The 2,500-nt window shown below is 52.9% G+C and carries 2 tRNA genes and 2 rRNA genes (1 of these 4 cut by a window edge); all 4 read right to left on the bottom strand.

The window, feature by feature from the left end:
• Positions 1-758, bottom strand: a 23S ribosomal RNA gene (locus ACRHOZ_RS20745) (it extends 2,073 nt beyond the left edge of the window).
• Positions 759-982: 224 nt separating this feature from the next.
• Positions 983-1,056 (bottom strand) — tRNA-Ala (locus tag ACRHOZ_RS20740).
• A gap of 211 nt (positions 1,057-1,267) precedes the next feature.
• A tRNA-Ile gene (locus tag ACRHOZ_RS20735) sits at positions 1,268-1,341 on the bottom strand.
• Between the two features lie 104 nt (positions 1,342-1,445).
• Positions 1,446-2,500, bottom strand: a 16S ribosomal RNA gene (locus ACRHOZ_RS20730); the annotation flags it as partial.

Below are 2,500 nucleotides of genomic sequence, written 5' to 3'. Positions count from 1 at the left end.
CCACTGTGTGTTACCACAGCTTCAACCTGCCCATGGGTAGATCGCACGGTTTCGCGTCTACTACTGCTAACTAAAGCGCCCTGTTCAGACTCGCTTTCGCTACGGCTGCGCACCAGAAGTGCTTAACCTCGCTAACAAAAGTAACTCGTAGGCTCATTATGCAAAAGGCACGCCGTCACATGTAAACATGCTCCGACCGCTTGTAGGCGTATGGTTTCAGGGTCTCTTTCACTCCGTTATTCACGGTTCTTTTCACCTTTCCCTCACGGTACTGGTTCACTATCGGTCTCCCAGGAGTATTTAGCCTTGGCGGATGGTCCCGCCGGATTCACACAGGGTTTCACGTGCCCCGCGCTACTCAGGATACCACTATCTTTAATGCGACTTGCCCGTACGGGACTGTCACCCCTCTCGTGCAGCTTTCCAACTGCTTCCGGTTGATCGCACAAAGAACATCGTGGTCCTACAACCCCAACATTGCCGAAACAACATTGGTTTGGGCTGCTCCGCTTTCGCTCGCCACTACTAACGGAATCACTCTTGTTTTCTCTTCCTCCGCCTACTTAGATGTTTCAGTTCAGCGGGTTAGCTTCCCGATAAATCGGGATGACTGGCCTTCAACCAGCCGGGTTGCCCCATTCGGACATCCGCGGATCAAATCTCGTGTGCAGATCCCCGCGGCTTTTCGCAGCTTATCACGTCCTTCGTCGCCTCTGGGAGCCTAGGCATCCCCCATACGCCCTTCTCTTGCTTGTCGCACCTCCCGGCATAAAGCCGGGAAATGCCCTCGTAATCCTTATATATTCTATTCTACTTCGTGTTTCTTCTTCGACTTCGCAACAACGGGACAAATTCCCATCGCGCTCCGTCCCAATATGTCAATGAACGTTCAACCCCAAACTTGGTCCGGGGTCTCTTCGGACAAGGACCGATGTTGATCGGTGGCCCTTCCAAAGAGGTACCCAGTCAAGCTGGGCACATGTGGAGAATACCGGAGTCGAACCGGTGACCTCCTGCGTGCAAGGCAGGCGCTCTAGCCAGCTGAGCTAATTCCCCATATACTAGTCGTTAGTACATAGTAGTTAGTAGTTAGTCCATAACTACCGCCCAACTTCCAGAATTTCCTATTCAATACTCAATGAACTTATATAAGCCTTGAACCCTTAACTCAAAACTTATAACTTTTCGAGCATCGCTCGAAACAGTAGTCTCAGGCAGACTTACCGAAACAAGTTCGGCATAAACCTCTCGCCTGTCTTTCGACTTGTAGTCTCAGGCAGACTCGAACTGCCGACCTCTACATTATCAGTGTAGCGCTCTAACCAGCTGAGCTATGAGACTGTTTGGCCTAAAATCCGCCAGTATGTTTGCATATTGCAAGACAGCATAAAAGAAACAAGAAACCACCCGATGGCGGACTTGGGCGTCCGGTCGTCTTTCTCTAGAAAGGAGGTGTTCCAGCCGCACCTTCCGGTACGGCTACCTTGTTACGACTTAGCCCTAGTTACCGATTTTGCCCTAGGCCGCTCCTCTCGGTGACGGACTTCAGGCACTCCCGGCTTCCATGGCTTGACGGGCGGTGTGTACAAGGCCCGGGAACGTATTCACCGGATCATGGCTGATATCCGATTACTAGCGATTCCAGCTTCACGGGGTCGAGTTGCAGACCCCGATCCGAACTGTGACCGGCTTTGTAGATCCGCGCCCCCTTGCGGGGTGGCTTCCCTCTGTACCGGCCATTGTAGCACGTGTGTGGCCCAGGACGTAAGGGCCGTGATGATTTGACGTCGTCCCCACCTTCCTCACGGTTTGCACCGGCAGTCCCGTTAGAGTCCCCGACTTGAATCGCTGGCAACTAACGGTAGGGGTTGCGCTCGTTATAGGACTTAACCTGACACCTCACGGCACGAGCTGACGACAACCATGCAGCACCTTGTAACGAGTCCGAAGAAAAGCCTATCTCTAAGCCTGTCCCGTTACATTTAAGCCCTGGTAAGGTTCCTCGCGTATCATCGAATTAAACCACATGCTCCACCGCTTGTGCGGGCCCCCGTCAATTCCTTTGAGTTTCATTCTTGCGAACGTACTCCCCAGGTGGGATACTTATCACTTTCGCTTGGCCGCCGAGTCCGAAGACCCGACAGCTAGTATCCATCGTTTACGGCGTGGACTACCGGGGTATCTAATCCCGTTCGCTACCCACGCTTTCGTCCATCAGCGTCAGTACGTTGTTAGTTACCTGCCTTCGCGATCGGTGTTCTATGTGATATCTATGCATTTCACCGCTACACCACATGTTCCGGCAACTCCACAACGACTCAAGACCGCCAGTATCAAAGGCAGTTCTACGGTTGAGCCGCAGACTTTCACCCCTGACTTAACGGCCCGCCTACGGACCCTTTAAACCCAATGATTCCGGATAACGCTCGGACCCTCCGTATTACCGCGGCTGCTGGCACGGAGTTAGCCGGTCCTTATTCTCATGGTACCGTCAGCTATC

It is taken from the genome of Flagellimonas flava (assembly GCF_050617915.1).
Taxonomy (GTDB): Bacteria; Bacteroidota; Bacteroidia; order Flavobacteriales; family Flavobacteriaceae; genus Flagellimonas; species Flagellimonas flava_A.
This window is presented reverse-complemented; position numbering and strand designations above follow the sequence as displayed.